3 protein-coding genes are annotated in these 3665 nt (G+C 35.6%); all 3 read left to right on the top strand.

Features of this window, described 5'->3' with window-relative positions; translation table 11 throughout:
- The coding region (locus tag WFK35_RS21380) for a lyase family protein (protein WP_336734550.1) at positions 1–910 on the top strand (910 nt) is incomplete at its 5' end.
- 46 nt (positions 911–956) lie between these two features.
- Positions 957–1973: a hypothetical protein gene (locus WFK35_RS21375; RefSeq protein WP_235130281.1), complete on the top strand. Its 1017-nt coding sequence runs from the start codon at positions 957–959 to the stop codon at positions 1971–1973.
- 42 nt (positions 1974–2015) lie between these two features.
- The coding region (locus WFK35_RS21370; RefSeq protein WP_336734549.1) for an AIR synthase-related protein at positions 2016–3665 on the top strand (1650 nt) is incomplete at its 3' end.

Raw genomic sequence — 3665 nt, 5'->3', positions numbered from 1 at the left:
CATCGAAGAACTTGATTTCTTCTTGGAAACATTACGTTTCAGAGGCGTAAAAGGAACAACAGGAACAGCAGCAAGCTTCTTAGAGCTTTTCAACGGAGATTATTCTAAAGTGAAGCATTTAGATAAAGAATTGTCAAAAAGATTCGGTTTTGAGAAAGTTTTTGGCGTTTCCGGACAGACTTACGACAGAAAAATAGACGCGAAAGTAGTCGCTTTATTAGGAAATATTGCTCAATCTGCACACAAATTCACCAACGATTTACGTTTACTTCAAAATCTTAAAGAAATTGAAGAACCATTCGAGAAAAACCAGATCGGTTCATCTGCAATGGCTTACAAACGAAATCCAATGAGAAGCGAAAGAATCGGAGCTTTGGCAAAATACGTCATGTCTTTAACAACGAGTTCTGCAATGGTCGCTTCAACACAGTGGTTTGAAAGAACATTGGACGATTCTGCAAATAAGAGATTAACCATTCCTCAGGCATTTTTAGCTGTTGATGCAATTCTATTAATTTGGAACAACATCATGAACGGAATTGTGGTGTATCCTAACAGAATCAACAAACATATTATGGAAGAACTTCCTTTTATGGCGACAGAATACATCATCATGGAAGAAGTGAAAGCTGGTGGCGACCGTCAGGAAATCCATGAAGTGATCAGAGTTCATTCTATGGAAGCTTCCAAGCAGGTAAAAGTAGAAGGTAAAGAAAACGACCTTATCGAAAGAATCCTGAACGATGATTCGTTAAAATTAGATAAATCAAAATTAAAAGAAGTTCTCGATCCTAAAAACTTCATCGGTTTTGCACCCATTCAGACGGAAGAATTCATTGCCAATGAAGTTCAGCCGATTATCGATGCAAATAAAGATTTGATTGGGTTAGAAGCTGATCTTAAAGTATAATATGGTATGCAGTCCTTTTGGGCTGCATATTTTATTTAAATTGAATATGAAGATTTTTACATTTTTTATTTTAACAGTATTTCCTGTGATGATATTTTCTCAGGAACTAAAGCTGAATAAAAAAATTGAATCTGATACCGATTTTAATCACTCTGTTTCAGGAATTTCGGTTCCGGCGAGTTTCGGGAATTTTACCAGAACTGCCCTGTTTACTAATTCCAAAAATGACAGTATTCTTTCTGCGGAGTATGAAAACAAAAGTAACAATGAGCTTTTTCAGTTCAAAATAGTTTTAGGACGTTTGGATGAAGAAAGGCTTTTTAATTATTATTTTGAAAATCTAAGAAATAGAAGATATGGTCCTAAAGAAGCTGTCAATAAAGCGGTTACCTTTAAAGAAGGTAAATTCAAGCTTAATGGGATAAGCACTTATTTTAAGCATCTGGACAGATTAATTAATGTAAGGGTTTATGATGCAGGATTTTGGATATTTGTTTCGGAAACCAGTCAAAAAGGAAATGATACATTAGCTTTAGATGAAAGACAGGAAGAGTTTTTACAGAAATTAAATCCTTCAAAAATTGTTGAGAAAAATCCTCTGACAAGATATTCTAATATTTTATATGCGCCTGTTGCAGCTCAGAATAAACCATTATTAAGAATTACGATGAGCAGTGCTACGAATAAAATGAAGTGGATTTATGAGAATATTGATAAATACGAAAGAGCAGCAGGAATTCCTGGGATTCTTTTAGATTTTCAAATTGCGGGAATTAATGGTTTTATTGATTATAAGACAGAGAAAAATCAAGATCCAATAGAAGGAAATAATGCTGCAACACGATTGATTTCTTTCTTAACGAAACTGAGAAAAGATGGTTTTGTAGATGAATATTTGATGGAGCAGTATTCTTATTTGTTAATTCCTCAGGAAAATCATAAGTTCGATTACGAAGGCTATCAAAAATGGAAATTGGATAATTCAATCGATTTTGATACCTCTAAAAAGCTTTATATTATTGTAAATTCACGTAAGAAAACAGATCTGAATAAAGATGAGTAAATTAATTAATAAGTTTAATAATATATAAATATCTGACATCTAATGTCTCAAAACAAAAGAATTTTCGTAGAAAAAAGAGGAATTTTCGATGTAGAAAGTCCAAAAATTTTTGATGAAGTAAAAGCGGTTGTTCCGTCCATCCAAAGTGTAAAAGTATACAACGTGTACGATATTTTCGGATTGAATGATGGCGAATTCGAAAAGGTAGTCAACAGCACTTTCGTAGATCCGGTTACTGATATTTTAATCGAAGAAAATCCTGCACAGGGAATTTATTTCGCATTGGAATTTTTGCCGGGGCAATACGATCAGCGTGCAGATTCTGCCCAACAGTGTATCGCTTTATTAACGGGAAATGAGAAATCTAAAGTAAGAAGCGGGAAATTAATCGAATTCGAAGGTATTTCCGAATCTGATTTAGCAAAAATCAAAGACCTTCTAATCAATAAAGTGGAATCTCAGGAAAAAGATTTATCAACTTTAAACATTCCTGCGGAAGAAGCTCCTTCAAAAGTAATTATTCATGAAGATTTTATCAATTTCGATGATGCTCAGCTTGAAGAATTCTTTAATAATCACGGTTTTGCATTAGGTTTGGATGATTTGAAATTCATTCAGGAATATTTTAAATCGGAACAGAGAAATCCTACGGAAACGGAACTTAAAGTTTTAGACACGTACTGGAGCGACCATTGTCGTCACACAACCTTCGAAACAGAATTGTCCAATATCGAATTTGAAGGACAGTTTAAACATACATTGGAAACTATTTTCAATGATTATATCGAAAAAAGAAAATTCTTAGGACGCGAATTGAAACCTATTTCCTTGATGGATCTGGCAACCGTTTGCGGAAGATATTTCCATAAAACAGGTCAGTTAGAAAATCTGGTAGTTTCTGACGAAATCAACGCTTGTACGATCCAGATTGAAGCAGAATACGATGGTAAAAAAGAACCGTGGTATTTATTATTCAAGAACGAAACCCACAATCACCCGACAGAAATCGAACCTTTTGGTGGTGCTTCAACTTGTTTAGGTGGCGCTATCAGAGACCCTTTGTCCGGACGTTCATTCGTATTTCAGGCGATGAGATTAACAGGTGCTGCAGATGTTTTGGAACCGGTTGATAAAACATTACCGGGAAAATTGCCTCAAAAAACAATCACAAAACAGGCGGCAAACGGATATTCCTCTTACGGAAACCAAATTGGTTTGGCAACTACGATGGTTTCTGAAATCTACGACGAAGGCTACAAAGCGAAAAGAATGGAAGTTGGTTTCGTTGCGGGAGCCGTTCCTGTGGATTGGGTAAGACGTGAAAAACCTGCAAATGGTGATTCTATCATCATTTTAGGTGGTGCAACTGGTCGTGACGGAGTTGGAGGAGCAAGCGGAAGTTCAAAAGAACAGGACGAAACTTCTATCCATACGATGAGTTCTGAAGTTCAGAAAGGAAATGCCGTTGAAGAACGTAAAATCCAGAGATTGTTCAGAAATCCTGAAGTAACGAGACTGATTAAAAAATCCAATGACTTTGGAGCGGGAGGAGTTTCAGTAGCCATCGGTGAAATCGCAGATTCTTTAGAAGTTAATTTAGATGTTTTACCTTTAAAATATGAAGGGTTAAACGGAACCGAATTGGCAATTTCTGAATCTCAGGAAAGAATGGCGGTTGTGGTTGAACCAAAA

The organism is Chryseobacterium sp. VD8, from assembly GCF_037149975.1.
In the GTDB taxonomy this organism is placed as follows: Bacteria; Bacteroidota; Bacteroidia; order Flavobacteriales; family Weeksellaceae; genus Chryseobacterium; species Chryseobacterium indicum.
Note: the sequence above shows the minus strand (reverse complement) of the source record. Positions and strands in the feature narration are given on the sequence as shown.

Bases quoted from the DNA above. Each gene is read 5' to 3' on its own strand.
- WFK35_RS21375 (WP_235130281.1), top strand. From the start codon at position 957: ATGAAGATTTTTACATTTTTTATTTTAACAGTATTTCCTGTGATGATA.